The organism is Pseudomonas sp. p1(2021b), from assembly GCF_020151015.1.
Taxonomy (GTDB): domain Bacteria; phylum Pseudomonadota; class Gammaproteobacteria; order Pseudomonadales; family Pseudomonadaceae; genus Aquipseudomonas; species Aquipseudomonas putida_K.
Genome location: NZ_CP083747.1, coordinates 246,980 through 267,840, shown reverse-complemented (window position 1 = coordinate 267,840; position 20,861 = coordinate 246,980). Strand labels below are relative to the sequence as shown.

The 20,861-nt window shown below is 57.2% G+C and carries 19 protein-coding genes; 12 read left to right on the top strand and 7 right to left on the bottom strand.

The window, feature by feature from the left end; all coding sequences use genetic code 11:
• Positions 1–28: 28 nt before the first annotated feature.
• On the bottom strand, positions 29–1,030 hold the full coding sequence (locus tag K8374_RS25770) for a lambda-exonuclease family protein (RefSeq protein WP_054893894.1): 1,002 nt from the start codon (positions 1,028–1,030) through the stop codon (positions 29–31).
• Between the two features lie 210 nt (positions 1,031–1,240).
• Positions 1,241–1,879, bottom strand: a complete 639-nt coding sequence (locus K8374_RS25765) for a hypothetical protein (RefSeq protein ID WP_023383562.1) — start codon at positions 1,877–1,879, stop codon at positions 1,241–1,243.
• 772 nt (positions 1,880–2,651) lie between these two features.
• Here K8374_RS25765 and K8374_RS25760 point away from each other — a divergent pair.
• Positions 2,652–2,969, top strand: coding sequence for a hypothetical protein (locus K8374_RS25760; RefSeq protein ID WP_054893893.1), 318 nt, complete (start codon positions 2,652–2,654; stop codon positions 2,967–2,969).
• A 684-nt stretch (positions 2,970–3,653) separates the two neighbouring features.
• Here K8374_RS25760 and ltrA read toward each other — a convergent pair.
• From ltrA to K8374_RS25745, 3 genes are all read right to left on the bottom strand, one after another.
• Positions 3,654–4,910 (bottom strand): group II intron reverse transcriptase/maturase, encoded by a 1,257-nt coding sequence (ltrA, locus tag K8374_RS25755; protein ID WP_404943680.1) that lies wholly within the window; start codon positions 4,908–4,910, stop codon positions 3,654–3,656.
• Positions 4,911–5,551: 641 nt separating this feature from the next.
• On the bottom strand, positions 5,552–6,076 hold the full coding sequence (locus tag K8374_RS25750) for an RDD family protein (protein ID WP_023383565.1): 525 nt from the start codon (positions 6,074–6,076) through the stop codon (positions 5,552–5,554).
• A 704-nt stretch (positions 6,077–6,780) separates the two neighbouring features.
• A complete protein-coding gene (locus tag K8374_RS25745) occupies positions 6,781–7,818 on the bottom strand; it encodes a ParM/StbA family protein (protein ID WP_023383567.1) in 1,038 nt (345 codons plus the stop codon).
• Between the two features lie 223 nt (positions 7,819–8,041).
• Here K8374_RS25745 and K8374_RS25740 point away from each other — a divergent pair, with 223 nt between their 5' ends.
• Complete coding sequence (locus K8374_RS25740; protein ID WP_023383568.1) at positions 8,042–8,569, top strand: hypothetical protein; 528 nt, start codon at positions 8,042–8,044, stop codon at positions 8,567–8,569.
• 401 nt (positions 8,570–8,970) lie between these two features.
• Here the strand turns inward: K8374_RS25740 and K8374_RS25735 are convergent, their stop codons facing one another.
• Positions 8,971–9,999, bottom strand: coding sequence for an IS30-like element ISPsp7 family transposase (locus tag K8374_RS25735; protein ID WP_003283602.1), 1,029 nt, complete (start codon positions 9,997–9,999; stop codon positions 8,971–8,973).
• A 1,489-nt stretch (positions 10,000–11,488) separates the two neighbouring features.
• Between K8374_RS25735 and K8374_RS25730 the strand changes: the two genes are divergently transcribed.
• From K8374_RS25730 to K8374_RS25690, 9 genes are all read left to right on the top strand, one after another.
• The gene (locus K8374_RS25730) at positions 11,489–11,776 is read left to right on the top strand and encodes a hypothetical protein (protein ID WP_023383569.1); all 288 of its coding nucleotides are present in this window, start codon (positions 11,489–11,491) and stop codon (positions 11,774–11,776) included.
• A gap of 30 nt (positions 11,777–11,806) precedes the next feature.
• Entirely contained in the window at positions 11,807–13,678 is a 1,872-nt protein-coding gene (locus tag K8374_RS25725) for a UvrD-helicase domain-containing protein (RefSeq protein WP_023383570.1), read from the top strand.
• Positions 13,679–13,711: 33 nt separating this feature from the next.
• Entirely contained in the window at positions 13,712–14,113 is a 402-nt protein-coding gene (locus K8374_RS25720) for a hypothetical protein (protein ID WP_023383571.1), read from the top strand.
• A gap of 355 nt (positions 14,114–14,468) precedes the next feature.
• Positions 14,469–14,954, top strand: a complete 486-nt coding sequence (locus K8374_RS25715; RefSeq protein ID WP_023383572.1) for a DUF2726 domain-containing protein — start codon at positions 14,469–14,471, stop codon at positions 14,952–14,954.
• A gap of 46 nt (positions 14,955–15,000) precedes the next feature.
• The gene (locus K8374_RS25710) at positions 15,001–15,669 is read left to right on the top strand and encodes a hypothetical protein (RefSeq protein WP_023383573.1); all 669 of its coding nucleotides are present in this window, start codon (positions 15,001–15,003) and stop codon (positions 15,667–15,669) included.
• Positions 15,662–16,327, top strand: a complete 666-nt coding sequence (locus K8374_RS25705) for a hypothetical protein (RefSeq protein ID WP_023383574.1) — start codon at positions 15,662–15,664, stop codon at positions 16,325–16,327. The genes K8374_RS25710 and K8374_RS25705 overlap by 8 nt, the downstream gene beginning before the upstream one ends.
• Positions 16,320–16,925 carry a hypothetical protein gene (locus tag K8374_RS25700; RefSeq protein WP_054893892.1) on the top strand — a complete coding sequence of 202 codons (606 nt, stop codon included), beginning with the start codon at positions 16,320–16,322 and terminating at the stop codon, positions 16,923–16,925. The genes K8374_RS25705 and K8374_RS25700 overlap by 8 nt, the downstream gene beginning before the upstream one ends.
• A gap of 120 nt (positions 16,926–17,045) precedes the next feature.
• Positions 17,046–17,492: a hypothetical protein gene (locus tag K8374_RS25695; protein WP_023383576.1), complete on the top strand. Its 447-nt coding sequence runs from the start codon at positions 17,046–17,048 to the stop codon at positions 17,490–17,492.
• Positions 17,493–17,554: 62 nt separating this feature from the next.
• Complete coding sequence (locus tag K8374_RS25690; RefSeq protein ID WP_023383577.1) at positions 17,555–17,920, top strand: hypothetical protein; 366 nt, start codon at positions 17,555–17,557, stop codon at positions 17,918–17,920.
• Between the two features lie 65 nt (positions 17,921–17,985).
• On the opposite strand, the gene K8374_RS25685 is transcribed toward K8374_RS25690, so the two are convergent.
• Positions 17,986–19,278, bottom strand: a complete 1,293-nt coding sequence (locus K8374_RS25685) for a DUF5623 domain-containing protein (protein ID WP_023383578.1) — start codon at positions 19,276–19,278, stop codon at positions 17,986–17,988.
• 361 nt (positions 19,279–19,639) lie between these two features.
• Here K8374_RS25685 and K8374_RS25680 point away from each other — a divergent pair, with 361 nt between their 5' ends.
• A complete protein-coding gene (locus K8374_RS25680) occupies positions 19,640–20,536 on the top strand; it encodes a hypothetical protein (protein WP_023383579.1) in 897 nt (298 codons plus the stop codon).
• Positions 20,537–20,861 lie beyond the last annotated feature (325 nt).

Below are 20,861 nucleotides of genomic sequence, written 5' to 3'. Positions count from 1 at the left end.
AAAACCCCCGTTTCCGGGGGGTGTAGCGTTAGAAGATGAACTCCTTCCTCAAGGTTTGTACCGCTGGTTTAGGTGCTGGCTGTCCAGTTTGCACGGTGGGGGATACCGATTGAGGCAAAGTCGCCGCCGGCAAGTTAGGCATCGTCAGGGGTGCATTGAACTGATCACGAACAGTCACATGTTCTACAGAGGGTTTCCTGTAGACATCGATTTGGCTTTCAGTCAGGTCTACGCCGTGTGCTTTGAGCAAGGCGCGCCAGTCGACAGATCCTTTACGTGTGGAAAGGTGAACAGAGACACCTTCACTTTCATGTCGCTTGCGGCCTGGCGGCATCTGAGAGAGCAGCACAGCTCGGGCTGCTTCCTCTCGCGCTGTGGCTTCCTGAAATTGCCGGTTTGACAGCCGCCAGGCGGCCGCTGCGGCTTCCCATTCATCTGTACTCCATTTGCCTGTTTGGAGCCGGTGCCAGAAGTCGAGCTCGCCTTTAAGTATTTGATCGATCCGCTTCTGGTTACGCGGGACTTTGAGCAGCACGCCTTTAGACCCATCGAATGAGTAGTAGTGGGCGAAGCTGGCTTCAGCAACAAAGATCTGGTGCTGAACCTGGTCCACATACTCCGGTGGGACGATTCCTTTGAGAGCAAGCCCATGAGCTGTATCCCCTGGACATTTGATCTCGACCGGTATCCCCAGAAAGGGATTGAACCCGTCTAGCGATGCCCTGATAAATGGGATCGAGTCACTCTCGGCAATGATGGGCGTAACCGTGGTACCGGTGTGCTTTTCATAAGCCGCCCTAGCTATGGGTTCCAGCTGATGACCCCTGGCTCGAATACGATCGACGTAGGGGTTTGGCGGCGGGGGAGGCCCGATGCCCAGGCGGAGTCTGAAAAGCTCATATGAACTGCGGAATTTTGACGTGCCCATGATCTGGGGCGCCTCGCTAGCTCCGATTCCCTCACGACGCCATGCAAACCAAGCAGCGGAGTTTTGCTGAGCAGCTGGACCCGTGATGATGCGCATTGCCATATCGCAATCTCCTCTAAAAGTGACCTGCACCGGAACAGTGGAAGGCCTGATAACGGGAGATGCGTAACGTTCTTGCAGAAACTAGATGCCTTGGACTGGCGTCAGTGAGAGGGGGATTTAAGTAAGGAAGGTCTGAGGAGAAGGGACTGGAGCAATGGTGCTAACCTTGAAGACCGGCTGCTAGGCAGCCGGTAGCGTACAACAGCGGTGTTACTCGCCGATCCTCATCGTGCGGGGAAGGCCCAGCATGGCGTTCTGCATACGGAGATCATTCAGCGAGATCGAGGGGTCTGAAGTCGCTGCAGCTGAACTGGCGCAACCCCGGCCGGTTAAGCAAACCGTGTGAATCACCAGGTTCGTCCCCGCGAGCTTGTCGACGTTCTGGCCGCTGGTGGTCTGTGCTGCATCGGATGCTGCGGTTAGGCCTGAGGCGACGTTGTTCCCAACCATCCCAGAGTCGGTGCAATTGTTCAGCAGTGAGCAGGTCGCGAGGGATACAGCCAGAGAGGCACCCGTGGCAACAGCATTGCCCACTGCTGTGTGAGCTTCCTTGTACTGTGAGGCTGGGCCCGCATAGACCTCGCTGATTGTGTACGTGACCTTGGCATCACCCGCAGTCTGGTTGTAGCCAGCTTTCTTGAGAGCGTCATTCACATACGCTGTCATGTCACCAAGGGCGGCGTCCTCGGTCACGGCCTTGACAGGCACACCCTCTACCAGGCGCCCGTTGATCTGTGCTGCTTGAACGCGCACCGGGCCTTTCTCAACGGTGATTGGCTTCGCTGCACAACCAGGTAAGGCGATGATGACGCAGGTGGCAGCTAATGCCGCGATTGCTTTATGGATCACGTGAGCCTCAGGGGGTTGAATAACATGTAACTATAATACTGATGGGTGGCCATGGAGGCTAGTGGCAAAATGCTCATGCAGATGGGGCCGGGGCTGCCGGCGGCGCAAATAGCCATCTGCGTTAGTTGCGAATCGCTGCACCGCTAGTCGTCTCAACGAGCTGCAGGAGGGGGATCGGCTAAAATTTCTGGTAGTGCGGAGAGGTAGAGTAGGCCATGAACAATAACGTCTTCCACAGCGCCACCATCAGGGGTCAGCTTTTCGAGGCCTCAATGATTTACGAAGGCCCCTGGATTTCATTAATCACCCCACGGTCGGCCGTCCATGATGGTGTGCACCTCGGGGTGTGCAACATCGTTCAGTTCGATCCTACTAGCTATAGGTGCCATGGGTTTGGGTGGTACATCGTCAAATATCGCAGTGAAGCTCGGGTATTTCTCAGGGGGTTCACTATTGACGATGCCCGTGCCTTATCGGATGAGTTCGGGATCAAGTTGCTGGACCACGGGGGCTGGGACAGTCGAACGCTTTTTTATCGCAGCAAGGCTTGGGAGGGATTGAGAGCCTGGGTGAGATCGCATCCGAGAATTGCGAAGCGTTATGCAGCTGGTACTAACCCTTACCTTTCAGATTGGTATCTCAGAGCTACTAGCGAAGAAATGGTGCCATTGCCGCTAGGGTAGAGCCAAGATGGTAGTGGCGTGTGCGATCCTCATCTCGTGGCCCCGGCTCCCAGCCGCTCGCCCCCTCACATGTTTTTACCGAGGTTGCAATGGACAAATCGGAAATGAGCAGGCTTTTGGAGCTTCAAGTGCAAGAGAAGCTGAGGGATGGCTATTCAATAACCACCTATGCGATGGACGCAGCTGGTCGGGATCGTGTGAGGTGTGGGATTAAGACCAAAGGTCATTCCCTTCCCAACGAGAATCATGCGGCGGAGGACTGGCAGGAGTACATCGGTAAACTGGAGACGGGGGCGTACAAATCGGTAGTGAGGACAAAAGTGATCGAGACGGGCGACTCTCCAAACATCGATCAGTCTGCCGGCGGCAGTGGTACGGTGGGTCTGTGGAAGGCCCGACGTCACTGAGACAGTGGAGGCTAATACGCCTCTAGACGTAAGGGCTAACAAAGGCGCCCGCGGCGAAAAAAAACTGGGCCTTTGATATACAAAGAGCCCAGTCCTGGTAACCACAGCTGCCGCGGCGCTGTAGGTGGAGAATCCACCGTTACCAAGACTGAGCTCACCTCTTTATCGCCATTAGGATAGTCGACAGCAGTACGACGTCCTGCTTGGCTAGCTTGCGAATCCCCACCAGTTGCACCTGGCTGCTATGTGAAGGACATACGTCCGGGGAAGTCATTTGCGCTGCTCACGTAGTGGTGAGCGACCTGAGGGATAACCGCTTCGACCTAATCGTCCAGCTGTGTTGTCAGTTCCTGGGAGAAGCCCGGACTCGACTATTGTCTGATCTCAAAACTGGCGGTGCATCACCGAGTCGAGAACACAGAGGCAAACACAGGGGATGCATTAGGGAGCGGAGATATCAGGCGGTATGTGGGTAGTGCGCTAACCCGTTACCGTGTTGCTGACTACAAAGGAGGCTTCGCGACCTCGGACCTGACTGGCTTCTCCAGTGGGAGTATCCGTTAACTTTGCCTCAGGTAATGTTCAACATGGGCTGATAAACACCATTTCTATAATCGAGTAGGAGGCGGTTTCACAACCGCCGTCCTCTCACACCACCGTACGTACGGTTCCGTATACGGCGGTTCAGGTTATGCGATTAAGCCGGTTTATCGTATCCAGTATTGAGACCAGCCCGAGTCGATCCCACAGCTTCTTCGGTAGCGCCTGATTCATATGTGACGCTCCCGAGTTCCACCATGGGCCTCGGCCATTGACCGCCGATTTCCACGCCCGCGCCTCGTCGATTCCCAAACGCATCAGGTTGCGCGCCCTCGTAGAGGGCCGCTTCCATTGACGCCATATGACGCAACGAAGTTTGTGACGCACCCAGCCATCAAGCTCCTCAAGTGGCCGCTTGCTCTGACTCAGCTTGAAGTAGCCAGCCCAACCACGCAGCACGGGAGTCATTTGCTCAACGATAAATCTCATTGAGCGGGCCCGTATCCGACGCAAGAGTTCCCTGAGTCGGTCGCGCAGGCGGTGCAGGCTTATGCTCGCTACCCTCAGCTTCGGCTGTTTATGCCAGCTCATCCCATAACCCAAGTAATCACAGGCCCAAGGCCGTGCCACACGGCTCTTTTCCCGATTCAGTGTCAGTTTCAGGCGCTGGATCAGGAAACGCTCAACACTGGCCATGACCCGTTCGCCTGCACGATGACTACGCACATAAATGTTCGCATCGTCGGCATAGCGCACGAAGCGATGGCCCCGCCGTTCCAGTTCGCGATCGAGTTCGTTGAGCAGGATGTTCGACAGCAACGGCGAGAGCGGGCCGCCTTGCGGCGTCCCTTCCTGCCGTCGGCTGACGAGTCCACCTGACATCGTTCCCGCTTCAAGATAACGACGGATCAGCGTAAGAACGCGTTTGTCCTCGATCTGACGCGCAACATGGGCCATCAGGACATCGTGATTCACCCGATCAAAGAACTTCTCCAGATCGAGTTCCACGCACCAACGGTGACCCGCCACCACATGGCCGCGGGCGGTTTCGATGGCTTGGTGAGCGCTTCTGCCCGGACGAAAGCCGTAGCTGTAGTCCGAAAACAAGGGGTCGAAGATCGGCGTGAGCTGTTGCAGCAAAGCCTGCTGGATCAGGCGATCCACGACGCAGGGAATACCCAGCTGCCGTGTTCCGCCTTTGGATTTGGGGATGTCGACGGCGCGTACACCTTGCGGGTGATATTCGCCAGCCAGCAACCGAGTCTTGAGGATCGGCCAATACTGTTTCACGTAGCCTGCCAATTGGTCGACCGTCATGCCATCGGCACCCGGTGCACCCTTGTTGCTGACTACGCGTTGATACGCACGCTTGAGGTTGGCGGGTGCAAGCACCCGCTCCATCAGCGTGTCCGGCTCCGCGTTCGTCCACGCCACAGACGCCGCCGATGTCTGCGCACTGACAGCCGCAAGCCCAGGATTCTGTCCCGGACTTGGGGTTACAGTTCTCTTGCGGAGAAATTTCTGCTTTTCCGACATTCGACGAGACTCTGACGCCTACTGGCGGCATAACCTGTTCGGCCCTTGGTGGCATGGTTATTTGCCACTTACTACGGCCTCGGCTGACTTCTGTAGGTTCATCCCGTCGCCTCTCGACGCTCGGTAGCACAGTGGCAAACCTACAGATCTCCCAGGGTAATTCGCGTGACCTTCCTGCTTATGCCTGTCGGATTTACGTCACAGCGTTCCGTGCAAGTATCGGGCTTTGACGGTTTGGGCCATCTTACCCCGCTGCGCCGCCTCTATCCGCTTCCTGTTCGTCAGGCCAGCATTTTGCCTCGGGCTTCCTTCAGATTCGCAGTCACCCGCGACACCCTTGCCTTCGGCTAACACTTCCCCTTGCCGGGTGTGTAGAGGACTTTCACCTCCAAGTCACCAGCGTGGCCACCACAGCCAAGCTGGTTGCGCTTGCGCGCAACGCGCCATGCCTGGCGCACCCAAAAAAAACCGGCCCTGAGGCCGGTCATGTAATTTGGTGCGGGTGGTCACGTGCCCCGTTTAGTCACGGTGGTGGACGCCATGAGGTCGAAGATGAACTGGGATTTCACAGTGAAAACCGGAACCGCGATGAAGGCTGCAAGCACAACGGCTAGCACGAGCGGATGCCCGATGCTGAGCAGAAGCAAGACGGACATGATCTTCAAGGTGGTGCGCAAGATGCACTGCCAGATGGATAGGTTGCCGTTGAGCGAGATCGTCCTGACACGGAACAACAGCTTGCCGGCCGTCGTGCCACGCCAAGTCCTGGTCAGTGTCGCTTCGTAGATCAACCACACCAAAGGCAACAGAACAAGGAAGTAAGGTGCCAGGCTGAGTGCTGCCCCCTCAGTCCAGCTCAGGCCGGGGGTAGCAACGTCGAATGGGCCCGACGTATCGACATGGGCATTATGAGCCATGACTAAAGCCAGTAGTGCTAGCGATCCACCCAGTACCAGCGATACCAAAACAAAATCTGTCGTGGTTGCCGCTATGCGCTGAGCGACGTTCAGCAGTTTGGAGCCAATTTTCATCGTTCACCTGATTGCTTGTGGAGGACTAGAACATGTTGCCCATCGCATCGAGTGCTGCCATTTGCGAGTTTGTGGGTTCGGCCGTGGTCGGATCTTGAGAGTCATGCGATGGGCTGGCCTCATCAAGGGCACCTGCGCTTGAGAGCAGCTGCGGCTGTTGGTCGATCAACGAGTCCCGAGCATCCATACCGTAGTCAGGTGGGGTGGCGACAGGGACAGACAGTGCATGAGCCTCGACAGCACCTGTGTGCAAGGGAGCACCACTCTGGGTGCCCACCGGCTCAGGTTGCAGGGGAGGGCGAACCTCCTCGACAACCAGGGCCGGCTCCATCGGTTCAGCGGGAGCTAGGGGCCCTGAGGGCGGCGCGACTGCCGGAGCTTTTACAGCCCCTGGTTTTGCGGTGATCTCTCGCTGCCGTGGTACCCGTTTCTTTCGGCTCGGTGGAGCTGCACTTTCACGCTTGGATTGGCGGCCCGTCGCAATCATTCCCCCCGGGCCAGCAAGAGCGTTATTCAGAGCTTCGTCTAGGGTGCCGGCCTCACTGTGGCTCAAAAACCACTGATAAAAGACTCCCCTGATAAGAGGCGTGTCTTTACCGTATGGCAGTTCGGACATGAACTCCAGCAAACCTGGGCAAACGTCTTCTGGGATATTCAGATTTATTTTGCGCTCAGTTTCATTAGGGTCATATACACGAATTAACTTAGCCATTTACAGCAGACACCCTTTTTGCATTCGCGTTTACGATGCTCCGGATGATTTGTCCAAGGGCATAGCGAGCAAAACCGTCAGCAACAGCCCAGCGAGGATTTTTTACAAGAATGCTGTGTTGCCATACATCTTTGGCGCGAGCATAGATCGCCTCGGCGCTTCCACCCGCAACTAAAATCCCATTGAGGGAACGAGCATCATCGGAAAACAACGAGTTACCTTTAGAGATAACCTCCTGAACCACATGCTGTTGAGCTTCGGTCACTTGCTCTTGAATGTTTACCTCCTGACCGTACTGGAAAAGACATTTGGTGCTGAACGATTCCTCACACTCCACCAGGCTTGCTTGAATCTCGCGCTTGCCTAGGATGCGGCGCAACTGCTCTGCAGCAGCACTCATTCCTGCGCAGGAGTCAGCGCCCCGTTCAATATATTGACCTTCCCTCATCAAAAGAAAGTCAGTCGAGTAATGCCCACCCTCGATGACGCCATAGGATTTAGGCCTTCCGTTAGCACCATTGATCAGATTTTCAATGGGCATGCCCGACTGATCAAGGATGTAGTCGCAGTAAGCGCCCATTGGCTGAGGAAGTGCTTTCAACTCGACAGTTTTAGGGAGTGCTTTCCGAGTGCGCTCGACCAGACTGTCCTTACGAGAGCCGAACAACTTAGACGGGGTACCGATAATTACAAATGCCTCCTCAATACCTTGAACTCCCTTAGCACGTAACCTGGTGAAAGCCGACTGAATAAGCGCCAGATATTCAGCGGTATCCGTCCAGTTGTCGTTCAACCCGATAGAGGAGGTGAGGTTGCCCTGGAGGCGAGCGGTATCGCCAGTGAAGTATGCCTTGCCATCGACAATTTCGGTCTCGGCCTGGGCGCGAGCCGCAGTCGTCGGGTCGGTGAGTTCGACAGCTGGAACCGCCAGAGTGGGGTACATGATATCCGTTCGTTTGCCGTCGTGGTAAGCGACGACTTTAATGGCACTACGACCCGCATCCAAACCGATTGCTACGCGACCTTTCATGAAAAAAACCTATATAAACCAGTGACTTAGAAGGGTTAACGATGCGCACTGTGCAGTGTGCAGTGCCTACAGTGCAGTGCGATGTAGCTACTGTGCTGTATGCATTGATGTGAGTCTAAGATACATAACACGTATTGACAATACTGGATGGTGACAAAGAAAATTCGCCGGAACGCGCCCCCTCGGCGCGGCTATACACAACCCCCCGGCGAACGCTTAAACAATGGCTATACACAACCCCCCCTCCATCGACGATTTCGAAGAGCTTCGGCGCAAAGGCAAGGAGTCGGTCGACACCGCTGTCGACTACCTGATTCGCATCGATCAGCTCCTGGTCCGCATGGGTGAATTGCTCTACGTCATGCAGCCGTTCCAGACGGGGCGCATAGGGATCGACTTCAACCAGCACCGGGGCCAATCGCGACCATTCGTGCGGGTCTATCGAAAGCTCAAGGCCGGCAAGGGGAAATGGATGTCCACGAACGTGAGCCACAAAGGCCTCACGAAGAGAGTGAAGCGAGCCCGAGAATTCGAGCCCAATCACAAGCTTGTTCTGAGCCTGTGCGAAAGGGTTTCCAAACTCTTTGACCTCAGAGCCGAAATGCACGAGCGGGTACGAAATATGAGCCATGGCGTAAAGCTGACGCTCAAGGCCAGAGAAGATGATCTGGCATCTCTTGAGTCTCTGGTGGGCAGCATGCTGGACCAGGTGGAAACGAAGTTCGAAGGAGAGATCGACGTGGATGAGTAATCGCTAATCAGTTTCGCGAAGGCCTTGTCGATCAACGTCGGCAGGGCTTTTTTTTCGTGGCTGAGGGCGACCAGAAACTATTCGGTGACAGGCCAAGTATGAACCGGGCTATGGGCAAAGCGGACTAGAAGCGAACCGGTGTTACGCGATGTGTGACTCTGCGGCTTTGGCGAAGCTAACTAGAAGCTGACCGGTGTTATGCGCAGTGGGATCCTGCGGCTTCGGTAAAGCGGACAAGAAGCCTACCGGTGATTTGGCGAAGTGTTATCCGGGCTCTTGCTGAGCGTAGTGTGATCCGGCCGCTGAGAATTGCTTTTGCATTCGGTGGTGAGCTGACTTTTATCTGGGCCTGGCGGTGTTTGAACCGAACTGGGCGGTTGCAGGAGCTGAGTGCAACACGGTTATTGAATTGAAGCCGGAGCATCATGCCGCATTGCCATGGAATTTTGCATGACCTCTCCCATCACCTCGATGGGGCATTTGAAGTCGAAGCGCTTGCGCGGTCGCATGTTCAGTTGCAGCGCAATGGCGTCCAGCTTCTCCTGGCTATGTACCGACAGGTCTGTGCCCTTGGGCAAGTACTGGCGAATCAGGCCGTTGATGTTTTCGTTGCTGCCGCGCTGCCAGGGGCTGTGCGGGTCGCAGAAGTAGATCGCCACGCCGGTTCTTTGGGTGATCTCGGCGTGTCGCGCCATCTCCCGGCCCTGGTCGTAAGTCATGCTCTTGCGCATCTCCAGCGGCATGCTATTGAGCGCGGCGCTGAAGCCTTCCAGTGCCGAAGTCGCCGTCGCGTCGTTCATCTTCACCAACATCAGGTAGCCACTGGTGCGTTCCACCAGCGTACCTACAGACGAGGCGTTGGCCTTGCCCTTGATCAGGTCGCCTTCCCAATGCCCCGGCATCAGCCTGTCTTCAATCTCCGGCGGGCGCACATGAATACTGACCATCTCGGGGATCTGGCCGCGCCGATCCACGCCACCAGAGCGCGGCCGGCGCGTCGTCTTGCCTTGGCGCAGACAGATGATCAGCTCCTTACGCAGCTCACCCACTGGCAGGGCATAGATCGCGTTGTAGATCGTCTCGCGACAGACGTAGGCATCTCGCAGGTTGGGTATGTTCATGCTGCGCAGCTTGCCGGCAATCTGCTCGGGAGACAAACGCTCACGCAGCATATGGGTCACCAGTTCGAAGCGCTCGCTACCCGGCAACAGTTTTCGCATCGGTCGACAAACCTGGCGGCGGGCCTGCATTTGCTGCTGGGCCAGGCGGGCCGAGTAGCCACCGCAAGCACCTCGGTTACGGCGCAGCTCACGGCTGATGGTCGAAGGGGATCGGTTGATCAAGCAGGCAATCCTGCGCAGGCTGAAGCCTTGGGTACGACCGATTTGAATGGTGGCGCGCTCTTCAACGCTGAGTTCGGTATAAGACATAGGGGCAGCACCGTACCGGAAAGGTCAGGTGTTGCACTCAGTTTTTGCCGCCGCCCTGCCTCGCGCCCGCTCCCTTAATCTAATTTAATTCTCTTCATTCATTTTCTCTTATTCCGGTTGCACCATCGGCCTCATTCTGGCGCCGGCACTTGTGTCGGATTCTCTTTTTCCGCTGCTCGTTGTGCCACCCCTCGTTTTGCAAGTTTGGTTTGGGTGCCTGTCGTGGGGCTGGCCGTTGTGGATCTGCCAGTTCTTTCTGTGCCGCTTGTGCCTCTGCACCCGCCGGCTCCCTTCTGCTGATGACGTATTGGGTTCATTCTTCTTCTGTGGATTCTCTTTTCTCTCTTCTCTTCTTCATCTCCATTATTTCACTGCGACTTCTACGTCGTCTGCTGTGCGTGAGAGCATGAGTGGTGGGATCCTATTGTTCTCGCACCAGTTCTAGATGTTGAATTGTGCCATCGCTAGTTTGGGGTTTCGTTGTTGCGCTGCCGCATTGGCATTTCATTGTGCTGGCGCTTGTTCTGCTGCCGCAGGTTTGGCGCTTTTTCTCCTGCCGACAGCATAACCATTTGTGCCTTTCGCTACGCACCTCGGCCGGCGCTCAACCGTCAGTCCCTGCGGGTTGCGTCAAGCGAAACAGGCCACCGGCAGTCGGTGGCGACCCCAAGAAGGATCTGACGGGGGAGGAGAGCGACGGGCTGAGAAGGATGCGACGGGGGGAGGAGAGAGGCTGGCTGTGCAGGGGCTCGATGCTGGTCCTGCAGCTGGCCTCCGATGATCGGTCGCGGTCGGTGGTGGGCGGTGTGAGACCTGTTGCTGCGGTTTGCGATCCTGGCGTGGCCGGCAGAGTGCGATGCCCGGCGGCCGGTGGTGGGTGAAGCTGGATCTGTGCTGGCGGTGCTCGATCCGGCTCGCAGCGTGTGATGCTTGGCTGGCGGTGGGTGGTATGTGACCTGCCTGGCGAGGCCGACCCTGCTGCTCTCCTGGTGCCGCTTGTGACCGGGCAGGCGGGTATTGACGATTGGCTGGCAGTAGTCAGCACCTGGTGCCGAGTGGTGGTGCTTGGTCGGATTCGTCTCAGCTCAGGGTGCTTGGAGCCGCTTTTCTCTGTTCGGTGTCTCGTGGGTGGGAAGCACTTCATTGCCTCCATGATTCTCAGCTCATTGCATGCGTGCATGCCCCTAGGCGATTGCGGCCCGGGGTATCTCTGCCAGCGAGCGCCTCCCTTTTGGTTGCTGGGCGGCGTATCGGCGCCGACGGGGCCGGCTTTTATGGCTGCGCTTAAGCATAAATGGTTGTGCTGCGGCTTTCCGCTTTTGTCTCTCCTAGGGCATAAATGGTTGTGCTGGCGGCCAACGCTTTTCTCGCTACAGAGTCATAAATGGTTGTGCCTGTATTCGTAACACGTAACTATAATTTGCCTTGCATCCATACAAATCTATAGGTATTGTGGAGCCATAAATGGTTGTGCCAAGGAGCCACCGAGATGAACAAGTCCTTTGTGATGAAGCAGGTTGGGAAGGGGGCCGGGTCGATCGCTCTGGCTGCTGCAGCTTGTCTGTTTGCTGCATACGTTCGACAGGCCTTTGGTGGCTGGGCCTTCGCCGGCTCGTTACTCCTGGTGATCGCAGCCAGCATTCCGATGGTCCTGTTCTTCAACCTGTTTGCTGACCCAAACGTGAAGTTCAGCAAGAAGGAACGGCTGATGGATCAGGAAGACCCTCACTGCATCTTCAATGACAGCCTCAACATGTTCCGCAAAGACGACGATTGATTCACCACTCGCACCTCAAGGAGGCCGGCAATGGCCGCGAAAGCTTTCACCCCAAACAAAGACCAGGCTGTTGCCCTGGGCAGTACCGCCAAGCGCTTGCTGATCCGCGCCAAGGCGGGTGCTGGTAAGACCTCGCTGCTCATCAAGCACGCCCTGCAGTTCCCAACCCAGCGCCTGCTGTATGTGACCTTTGGAAAGGCCAACAAGGAGGACGCAGCTGCTCGCTTCCCTGACAACGTGACCACCAAGACCAGTCATGGGCTTGCTTGGGAAGTCGGTGGCCAGTTCAAGAAGGTTGGCAAGCAGGATGATCTCCACCCATCCCACCTGGCCAAGCAGTACGGCATCCCAATGGCGTTCGCTCGCCACCTCTACGTCACTCTGCACAACTACATGGTCTCTGCAGACCGGGAGATCCTGGCAGCGCATGTGCCGGCACAGATCGTTGGCGATGACCGTGAGAAAACAGCGGAGTGGGCGAAGGTTGTTTGGGAAGACCTGCAGCGCTTGCGCCAATGGTCTCGCGGGTGCGGCGATAGCCAAGCCGAGCGTGCTGAGTTCCTGGAAACCACTCATCTGCGAATGCCGCACGACGGCTACCTGAAACTGTGGAGCCTGGGTGACCCTGACCTGAGCCACCGTTACGACCAGATCCTTCTGGACGAGTACCAGGACACCAATCCTGTCTTTGCTGCGGTGATCCTGCGGCAGAACTGCCCGCTGCGCTTGGCCGGTGACGACTTCCAGGCAATCTTCGGTTTCCGTGGTGCCTACAACACCTTCGAACCGTCGCAGTTCGACCAGGTCGTATCGCTGAGCGAGAGCCACCGTTATGGCGCCGGCATCGCCGAGCTGGCCACCATGCTCTTGCGTGAGTTCGCCGGCGAGCAGGATCCAGTGCGCAGTTCACGCCATGAGCTGACTACCCGTTTTGCCGTCGACCGCACCAAGCCTTACGCGATCATCGGGCGCACCAATGCGAAGCTGTTCGCCAGTGCTGTCCAGCTGCTGGAAGGCCAGCGTCTTCACTTCGTGGGTGGCGTCAACGAGTACCCGTTCGACAAGCTCGTTGAAGTGCACCACCTGCGCGCCAACACGGGTGTCCGTCTGCGCGATCCTTTGCTCAGTGCGTTCCGCTCTCTCCAAGATCTGGAGGCTTATGCCAACGACACCGATGACAAAGAGATCCACGCCCTCATCAGTGTTGCCAAGCAGTATGGCGATCAAATCCCGAGCCTGGTACAGCGCATCAAGGATGCTTGCGTCAGCGACATCAACGACGCGACCGTCATTCTTTGTACTGCCCACCGCTCGAAAGGTTTGGAGTTTCCGCAGGTGGTTCTGCTGAGCGACTTCCTCAACCTGATCACCGATGCCGGCCTGCCGCTGGTGCTGGATACCCCAGAGCTGCGCCAAGAGCTCCACCTGCTGTACGTGGCGCTGACCCGTGCGATGGAATCCATTGAGGTGAATGAGCAGATCCAGGCAGTTTTGCGTTACTGCGAGACCGCTGGGGTGGTGGGTGAAGCGGTGGAACCTGTCGCGAAGCACACCGAACAAGTGGGGGGCCTATCGCTGGTTGTTAGCCCTGAACAAGAGGCCGAGACCTTTGCTGCGATCACCGGCGTGGGGGCGCTTTCCAAAGTGGCTGAGCTGGTCGGCGCCGATGCTGCCCTGCTGTTCGAGGGCGATCAGGTTGAGTCGCGCATCGAGCTGGCCATCCTGCGTCATGCGGCCCTGACTGCGGCGGCGATCGCGGGCGTAGTGGGTGTCTCCGTATCCCAGGCGGCCGATACCGTTGCGTCGATGGTGCGCCAGGGTCGCCTGCATGGTGGCCTGTTCATCGGTTGCCCAGATATCACCGGGCGCCTGGTCAGTGACCTGCACCTGGAAGTGGCCTGATGCACTACCTACTGATCGTTGCAGGGGGCGAACATGGCTGACGATTTCATCCGGATCTTCTACCGCCGGGAAGCGGGCGGAAAATCCAAGAAATCATCCGTTTCCATTGACCCGCTGATGTTCGAGATTTTCGTCAAGATCAAGGGGAGCATCGGTGAGGCCCGGGACACCCTGAGGGAATGGGCGAAGGCTGCGGATACCGAGCGTACCGATGCGAACTACCGCATGGGGAACTCTCGAATTGTGCAGCAGCGGATGTCCCAGGAAATCCTGGACATGGTCAATGAAGGCATGGCCGCTCGGGCGGTGAAAGAGACGGAAGCCGCGGGCGAGGGGAAAGGCCGGGGTTCTCGACGGGGCAAGCGGGTGGTGGGTGTCCAACCCTCGCATCAGCTGCCGGCGGTCACCGGGCATCTCTCGGAGGATCACGTCTAGCGGCGTTGCTGGCGCTCATGATCGTGCCAGGCGGGGCAGGCTTCGAATGGTTCGTTTGTGTGATTGGTCAAGTCGGCGCGCATGATTGCAGGACGGTGACTTGCTTTGGCTACGGGAGGTTTGGAGAGAGGTGTTGCACGACACGAGCGTGTCGCTAAGGGAGGATGACTCACCCTAACGGTTCCACGCCCAACGAGCAATACCCAGGGCAGGTTTGTTGATCGGCGGAGGCGCGTGCTCCTCCCGAGTTGGAAGCGAAATCACATTTACTTGACCAACATCACAGGCGGACTACACGCCATTTTTTAGCCAGTGTGCGTATTGGTACGCGTAAAGAATCTATTTAGGAGTAGGTATGTCAATTCTCAACAGCATGGATGGAGTGCTTGTTCCCGCGCTGGTGATCTGCGCCTTTGCGTATTTCGCCATTGCGATGCTGAAGCGCCGCAAAGGCTACTCGACCAAGCATTACCAGTGCATCCCCCTGCTCACCGAGCGCGAGCAGGACTTCTTCTGGCGGCTCAAGGAGGCGGTACGCGACGACCTGGTCATCGCGCCCCAGGTGGTCTTCGGCGCCTTCATCAAGGTGAAAGCCACCGCCATGACCGACAAGAACCACGCACGGCATATGGTCGCCCACAACCGCTGCGACTTCCTGCTCTGCGACAAGCAGCTCAAGCCGGTAGCGCTGGTCGAGGTCGACGACTCCACGCACAACAGCGGCAAGGCCAAGGCAAAGGACCGGCGTCGCGACGAGCTGATGAAGGCCGTCGGGGTCACCGTGCATCGGTACCGCGGGATGCCGTCGGCCAGAGACATTCGCAAGGACCTGAAGCTGTAGAGCTCAGGACCTCTCATCCACAATTAGAACTCAGAAGGTGATCACCATGAGTGACTTCGATTCATCCAGCGAATACTTCGCTCGCGCAGAAGCTTCGGCCGGCGAAGGAAAGCTGACTTTCCGGGGGCTGTTCCTCGCGTTGCTAGGGCTGTATGTCATTGCTGCGGCAATCAGCATCGGCGTCTTGACTTTCAAAGTACCGGTCAGTGCTGAGGATCTACAGCATGCATCCTGGCTGGTGCACGCCCCCTACTTGCTCCCCTTTATCTCCGGCGCATTGTTGATCATAGGCTTCGCACTCGTGCTTCAGTTGATTAGCCCGATGACCCTGAGCTTCGGTGTGCTCATGATCAGCTTTATCGGCGCCGTTTCCACTGAACCGAGTGTCTCACTGCGCAGTGCTGTTCTGGCTGGGGAAGCGAAAATCGGCTGTTACGATTACAGCTTGCTCGCCTGTACCGAGATGCTGGGGTTACCCAGTCGCGCAGCCAACCTAGATCAGCCGGCCCAGCCGAGTGTCCACCAATTCATCCCTGTCCAAGCGATGGCCTTCGTTCGAGCTCCGTTCGATGTGTTCAAAGCGGATGAACTCAACCAGATGCTCGATACACAGCGCCTGGAAGTGAAAGGTGAGATGCGCAAGGGCCTGAAAACTCAGCCCGACACCCTCCCCACATCCGAAGCGACGAGCTCAACAGGTGAGCATCATGAGTGACCACGATTCTTCCAATGACTACTTCGATCACACGCCGGGGACGGCAGGCGAGGGATCACTGATCTTCGCGAGCGTCTTCATGGCTGCGGTGGTGGGGTACGTCGTGTTTGCGGCAATCAGCACCGCCGTCCTGAACTTCAAGGCTCCCGTGAGCGCCGAGGACCTGCACCTCGCTTCCTGGTTGGTGGTTCCGCCATCGCTGTCGTTCATCTGCGCATTTTTCAGCTTCATGTGCATCATGGGTGGCGCCCTGCAAACCTTCAGAGGCAGCTCTTTGGGACTGTTCCTCATCATGATTGGTGTGCTTGCTATGCCCACCATCTTCCCCAGCGTCTCGTTCCGCAGCGCCGTGCTGGCAAGCGAGGCGAAGGTCGGCTGTTACGACTACACGAGCCTTGCCTGCACCAAGATGCTTGGCCTCCCCAGCAGCGCGACATCCGATCAGTCGAGCAAAGTTGAACGCAAGACATCGGCGCCGATCGAGGTGATGGCTTTCCTGCGAGCACCTTTCGATGTGTACAAAGCGGACCAGCTCAACCGAATGCTCGATGCCCAGCGCCAGGAGCTGAAAGAAGAGATCCGCAAGGGCTTGCACAGCCAGGAAAACACGCCCCCTACATCCCTAGTCACTAACCCAGCAGGTGAGCATTATGAGTAACCAGGAATCCTCCAGTGAATACGTCGACCCTGCGCCAGGGACGGCCGCCAAGGGGCCTCTGATCATCGCAAGCCTGCTACTGGCCGTGCCGGTGCTGTTCGTCGTGTTTGCCGTGATCAGCGCAGCCGTTCTGAACTTCAAGGCTCCTGTGAGCCCCGAGGACCTGAAACATGCCTCGTGGTTGGTAACTCCTCCAACCCTCTCGTTCTTTTTGTCCGGTGTCAGCGTCTTCGCGTTCGTCATCGGCGCCTTTCGCGCATTTATGGGCAGTGCCTTCGGCCTGGTACTGATCATGGCTGGGATTGTGAGTGGTACCACTATCTTCCCGAGCGTCTCTTTCCGCAGCGCTGTTCTGGCAGGTGAGGCGAAGGTGGGCTGCTACGACTACACGAGCAGCGCCTGCACCAAGATGCTGGGCCTTCCCGACGCCGCGGCCTCTGAGCAGTCGAGCAAAGTCGAAGGCAAGACATTGGCGGCGATCGAGGTGCTGGCGTTTGTCCGGGCTCCGTTCGATGTGTTCAAAGCGGATCAGCTCAACCAAATGCTCGATGCGCAGCGCACCGAACTGAAGAAGCAGTTGGACGCTTACGCCGAGTAGTCGGTGAAGTCTCGGGGTGGCCGGTGCCGACCACCTCCGAATCTAAGGCTCCACCGAACAAGGGGTGGAGCTCTAATAGTTAACTGGATGCGCTGAGCACCAGCCATAAGGAATCGAGATATGAAATCGCTGTTCGGGATCGTTTTTGGTTGGTTTGCAGGGGTTGCGCTCGCGGGGGCAATGATTGGTATCGTCGGCCTGTTCGATGCCGGGGTTGAACACTTAGGGTTCACTGAAAATACAGCCAGGTACTACATCCTTAGCCTGATGTTGTGCATCACCATGCTGGTGATGTCCAAACCTGCCCGACGTATGTGGAAGCTCATGGGGCTGTTCGGTTTGGCCCTGTTTCTGATCATGGGAACTGGACTGACTCAGGGAATCGAACCGGTACCTGCAGGCGACCAGGTTGAGCAGATCCGAGCTCAGCTGGATGCCTTGGGCATCCTCGGGGCCAAGGCTGTCATGTACCTTGCGCCAGGAGGTCTGGTGTTGTTCTACACCTTGATGGCTTACATCGGGATGCGTGAAGAGCAGGCGAGGAAGCGGGTTTACCTGACCGACTAACGGATCGACTGGGGGCGGGCTGTTTGAGGCAGCCAAAAACACAGAACAGAAGGGGGTAGGTGATGCAAAAGCATGAGTTGGACGCAGTGGACGGTGTTGACCGAAGCTCGGTTTATCGGGTCCTGGGCGCAATGTGTTTGGCCGTCGGGATTTTCTGCATCGGTCCCATGGTGATCGATCAGCAGCTGGTGAACATCGCTCTGAACATGTCACCAGAGAAGACCGCTGTGATGATTCTATCGGCGGCCGGTGTGGTCCTGTCCCAAAGGGGGATCGCCGGTTTCATCGTGCTCATGCTGGGGGTCTTGGTCGCTGGGGCAGCGTTTGAGCTGTACTACGCTCTGGATGCGGCTGCGACGATGGGGGCGATCGGCTTTCCTTTCCTCATGCTTGGGATAGGTGTGCTCATCTTCAACCCAGCTCGCTGACCTCCGCACTACTCGCAAGGCCCGCCATCATGGCGGGCTTTGTTGTTTGAGGCTGCGGGGGAGGGTTACGGGTTTCTACGTGCAGCGAACCGGCGAACCCACTCTTCGCATCTATCTAGGCGGTCTAGGAGGTCCTTCTTTGGCTTGCAGTCTTGATACCCATCTGAAACCATCTGCCTGACCACTCCTAGCCCTGCCAGGACGTCAGCTGCTCCTCTGATGGGGGTAGGGGCCGGTGAGTAGTAGTCCTGGCGCATCTGCTTGTCGGGAAGCTCTGCATCTTCGTACTCTTCCTCGAACCATTTGTTAAGGGTTATGCGGACATCAATAAGCGGTGACGTAGGGCTAAAAATCATTGAGAACGGGAAATTCTCCAAAATAGGGCCGACTTGTAAGTGCTTATCCAAGTCCATGCGGCGAGCCGGCCGCCATCGCGAGCGAAATCCCGGCTCACCGGGGCCACAAGGCACAGCGCCGTCTCGCTCAACCCCTTGAGGGGGTGGCATTATCCTCGCACGCCTCCTTTTTCCACTGAGCGCTCTAGCCGGGCTGATGAATTGGCTGTTGTATGCGTGAGAGTCGTATGTCCACTCCTCAGCTTGTAACCGGGCTTCGAGGGCATGGAGCTTCTTGGCCGAACGCGTGATTAGAGCGGCTGATACCGAGTGGAGGCGTGGGGTTTCGCCGGCCGAATAGACCCCTCGCCATCGAATCCCAACTGTATGAAACCCGTGCTCTTTAGCCCAGTCGATCTCTTCTCGGAACAAATGCCGATATGGCTCATCCAGAATGACAATGCACTTCGACTCATCGTCGTACCAGGTAGACTTGTGATCCGCCTTTTTTGAGAGATTCAGGCTTGTGCCATAGGTCTCGTTTACAAATGGGGCTCGGAAACCTGTCACAGCCATGAAATTCAGAGCGAGTGCGGCCCGTTGCGCCTTCCTCAGGCCGTCGTGCTCGCTATAAGCATCACCCCTGAGCTCCAGATGATCAGGGGCCTCCAGCCGAAAACCGGATAGGTAGGCTGTCCTTTCAAGAGATCTTCCTGGGAGAATTTCTGTCAGGGGGAGCGGCAGCAGGAATGACAGGGTGGTCCGCCCCGATCGAAGTTCAGGACCACGTTTGAAGGGATCTGGGCTCTGGCCGTGATCTTTCCAGTAGAAGGATACAAAAGTCTGGTGGAGTTTCTTTGCGGTCCCTAAAACTGACTGGGCATGCCGGAGGTTCTGAAAGCCAGCACTCTGCGCCGCTTCATCAAGGGCAGCATGATGAGGAATGCTCTTCTCTTGCTTGATTAATTTAGCTACGCGCTTGATACGCGCAACGGTGGTAGGTCGAGTGTGTTCGGTTGCCACGATATCTCTCCGGCCCTACTTGTTGCTGCGTCACCCGTCCACCGCTATGCATCAGGGCCAAAGTTATGGTCCGAATCTTGAGTAGCTGGCAGTGCTGCTCGTGCAGCTTCGCGATGACGGGTAGCTGGCGTCTGCTGGGCGCCATGGGAGATTGTAAGCTGCGTTCTGTGTGTGTGACTAGACCAAACACACAGACGGACCACGCACTACAGGCCGGCAATCACCTATAAAAGAAATCACCTCACGCGACGTATAGGTACGTGTGGTGAATTAGATTTGCCATTATGATGTAGGTCTGAAGGCGGCCCTCGGTATCCCAGGGCCTCATGTAGCGATCCTCAGCGGATCCAGGGGAGGGGGCATGGCCAAACAAGATGAGATGACGAATCGATCCATCGCGATCCTGATCAATCTGTCTGCGGGCTTGGATGAAGCCGGCATCGAGTGCGGCGATGAGCGCGTACCGCTCACCGCACACCTGCGCCTGGCCGCCGCCGCCGGCGCCGCCTCGTTATCCCAGCGAGCCAAGCGGTCGACGCCGTTCTCGAACCAGACGAATAGTCCGCATGTGAAGTTGGTCAAGACCGCTGCTAACTGGCTTGACCAGCTGAAGGTGGTCAAAGGGTTCCACGGAGACGTCTCGGCTGCCGAGTTTCTCGGTGTCAGCCAGACCCAGTTCTCCCGCTGGCGTACCGGCAAGGACCTCCTGGACAACTACCACGCCTGGCAGATCGCAGCAGCGTTGAATGTGAACCCGATGGTGGTGATCGGCAGCGTTGGTTTCCACCACTCTCGCGACACTGATCGCACCAGGTGGTTGGCCATGCTTTCAACGGTCCTTGATTCGGAGCTTCCTGCGGTACCTGCGCTGACGCCGTCGGCGCCAGCCCGGGCAACTGAGCAGGTGCAGCAACAGCAACAGCAACAGGCACCTGCGCCTAGCAGTACTGGCGCTGAGTCGACCGCCCAAGGCAGCAAATGGACAGACGAGGAAGATCAGCGGCTCGTTGCGAGCTACCGTGACGGCTCGGCGATCGACGTTCTGGCTACGGCTCACAGGCGCACTCCCAAGGCCATTTTGCTGCGACTGAGCAACACGCACCGCTTGATACCGGCTGAGCAGCTCGCAAGCTTGTGTGAGCTCTACGGGGTGAACCTGAACAGTCCTGGGAACGGGCGCAAGACCGAACAGAGAAAGGGCTCCCCGCGGCAGAGAAGGGGGAAGGCCAAGGAACATGCTCCAACGGTGTTCCTTTGAGTGATCTGGTGCCTGAGATCAGCTGCTGGCGCTAGGAGTACAAATGTACTCCTAGCGTGCAGGTGGCACTTTGGCGACTCGACCAAATGTGCCACGCGGATCACCAGAAACTAACGATGGCACATTTCGAATGGCGCCAGCCCAGTGTTTACAGGTTGGAAATGGCGGTTCCGCAACAAACACTAGCGATGGCACATATCGGCGCCATCGGGACAACTAGCACAACAGAGGTGGCCATGAACAAACCCCAACTCCCAGAAGCACCACCCCGGCGAACGCTGCTGCAGCGGCTCTTCGGCGCTGGAATTGGGCAGAACTTGATTAA

Bases quoted from the DNA above. Each gene is read 5' to 3' on its own strand.
- K8374_RS25770 (WP_054893894.1), bottom strand. From the start codon at position 1,030: ATGGCAATGCGCATCATCACGGGTCCAGCTGCTCAGCAAAACTCCGCT.
- K8374_RS25760 (WP_054893893.1), top strand. From the start codon at position 2,652: ATGGACAAATCGGAAATGAGCAGGCTTTTGGAGCTTCAAGTGCAAGAG.
- ltrA (WP_404943680.1), bottom strand. From the start codon at position 4,910: ATGGAGCGGGTGCTTGCACCCGCCAACCTCAAGCGTGCGTATCAACGC.
- K8374_RS25750 (WP_023383565.1), bottom strand. From the start codon at position 6,076: ATGAAAATTGGCTCCAAACTGCTGAACGTCGCTCAGCGCATAGCGGCA.
- K8374_RS25745 (WP_023383567.1), bottom strand. From the start codon at position 7,818: ATGAAAGGTCGCGTAGCAATCGGTTTGGATGCGGGTCGTAGTGCCATT.
- K8374_RS25740 (WP_023383568.1), top strand. From the start codon at position 8,042: ATGGCTATACACAACCCCCCCTCCATCGACGATTTCGAAGAGCTTCGG.
- K8374_RS25735 (WP_003283602.1), bottom strand. From the start codon at position 9,999: ATGTCTTATACCGAACTCAGCGTTGAAGAGCGCGCCACCATTCAAATC.
- K8374_RS25730 (WP_023383569.1), top strand. From the start codon at position 11,489: ATGAACAAGTCCTTTGTGATGAAGCAGGTTGGGAAGGGGGCCGGGTCG.
- K8374_RS25725 (WP_023383570.1), top strand. From the start codon at position 11,807: ATGGCCGCGAAAGCTTTCACCCCAAACAAAGACCAGGCTGTTGCCCTG.
- K8374_RS25720 (WP_023383571.1), top strand. From the start codon at position 13,712: ATGGCTGACGATTTCATCCGGATCTTCTACCGCCGGGAAGCGGGCGGA.
- K8374_RS25715 (WP_023383572.1), top strand. From the start codon at position 14,469: ATGTCAATTCTCAACAGCATGGATGGAGTGCTTGTTCCCGCGCTGGTG.
- K8374_RS25710 (WP_023383573.1), top strand. From the start codon at position 15,001: ATGAGTGACTTCGATTCATCCAGCGAATACTTCGCTCGCGCAGAAGCT.
- K8374_RS25705 (WP_023383574.1), top strand. From the start codon at position 15,662: ATGAGTGACCACGATTCTTCCAATGACTACTTCGATCACACGCCGGGG.
- K8374_RS25700 (WP_054893892.1), top strand. From the start codon at position 16,320: ATGAGTAACCAGGAATCCTCCAGTGAATACGTCGACCCTGCGCCAGGG.
- K8374_RS25695 (WP_023383576.1), top strand. From the start codon at position 17,046: ATGAAATCGCTGTTCGGGATCGTTTTTGGTTGGTTTGCAGGGGTTGCG.
- K8374_RS25690 (WP_023383577.1), top strand. From the start codon at position 17,555: ATGCAAAAGCATGAGTTGGACGCAGTGGACGGTGTTGACCGAAGCTCG.
- K8374_RS25680 (WP_023383579.1), top strand. From the start codon at position 19,640: ATGGCCAAACAAGATGAGATGACGAATCGATCCATCGCGATCCTGATC.